This window comes from Gordonia sp. 852002-51296_SCH5728562-b, assembly GCF_001665475.1.
Lineage (GTDB): Bacteria > Actinomycetota > Actinomycetes > Mycobacteriales > Mycobacteriaceae > Gordonia > Gordonia sputi.
The window spans coordinates 1-817 of the sequence record NZ_LZMI01000048.1 but is presented as its reverse complement, the minus strand read 5'-3'; the positions used below and the strand labels follow the sequence as shown (position 1 = coordinate 817).

At 64.3% G+C, this 817-nt stretch carries 2 protein-coding genes; both read left to right on the top strand.

The genetic code is table 11. The annotated features are described in order from the left end of the window. Positions 1-41 precede the first annotated feature (41 nt). Positions 42-452 (top strand): GlcG/HbpS family heme-binding protein, encoded by a 411-nt coding sequence (locus A5766_RS08630; protein WP_082933520.1) that lies wholly within the window; start codon positions 42-44, stop codon positions 450-452. Between the two features lie 68 nt (positions 453-520). After that, positions 521-817 (top strand): SDR family NAD(P)-dependent oxidoreductase (locus tag A5766_RS08625; RefSeq protein ID WP_156527412.1); only part of this gene is annotated, 297 nt, incomplete at its 3' end.

Below are 817 nucleotides of genomic sequence, written 5' to 3'. Positions count from 1 at the left end.
TGACAGCGGCGCACTCCGATCAATGAGTTGAGGAGGCAGCAGTGCGAAGTATGACAACGGTCGGACTCTCCGACGCACGACGCATGATCGACGCGGGGATCGCCGCGGCCGAACGGATCGGCTCGCCGAGCAACATCGCCGTTGTCGACAACGGCGGGAACCTGGTCGCTCACGTTCGGATGGACGACGCCCAGCTCGGAAGTATCGAGCACTCGATCGACAAGGCGCACACCGCAGTGTTCTTCCAGTCGCCAACAGGAGATCTCGCCGCCGATTCGCTTCCAGGAGAACAGTTCTGGGGCATGGCGTTGAGCGGTCACGGCCGCGTCCTGGTTTTCGCGGGCGGCATCCCGCTGATCGTCGACGGCATGGTGGTGGGAGCTGTCGGTGTCAGCGGCGGCTCTCGTGAGCAGGACACGACGGTCGCCCGTGAGGCGTCGGCTGCACTGTGAGCCGCAATCCAGCGGCGTGTGACATGACGACCGGTCCTGCCGGTCATCGACGATGAAGGAGAGAAGTGATGAGTACGACGTATCTGATCACCGGTGCCGGAAGCGGTTTCGGCAAAGAGGTCGCGCTACGCATGGCGGAGCAAGGACACGACGTGATCGCCGGTGTGGAGATCATCGCGCAGGTGAACGTGCTGCGCGCGGAGGCGAAGAAGCGCGGCGTCGAACTGCGGGTCGAGAAGCTCGACGTCACCGATGAGGGCGATCGCCGGAAGGCCGCGCAGTGGGATGTCGACGTGCTGTTGAACAACGCGGGGATCTCCGAGGGCGGTTCGTCGGTCGACATTCCCGCCGACAATCTCCGCAGG